This window comes from Acidisoma sp. S159, from assembly GCF_009766125.1.
GTDB lineage: Bacteria > Pseudomonadota > Alphaproteobacteria > Acetobacterales > Acetobacteraceae > Acidisoma.
Window position 1 is genome coordinate 29,336 of sequence record NZ_LMUG01000075.1, and the last position, 210, is coordinate 29,545.

The window sequence follows — 210 nt, forward strand, 5'->3', positions numbered from 1 at the left end:
CTGGCTCGTCAAAGGCGCCGGCCATGCCTGGTTTGGTGGCAGTCTCTCGGGCTCATACACCGAGCCAAGCGGGCCCGGCGCGACAGGGGAGATGCTGCGCTTCTTTCTGGAACACCCGCGCCAGGCATCGGAGTAGCACGCGGACTTCAGCGCGATGCCTGGGCCGCGAGGTTCCTCCAGAAATGAGAGCCACTGTTCTGGCTTATGCCG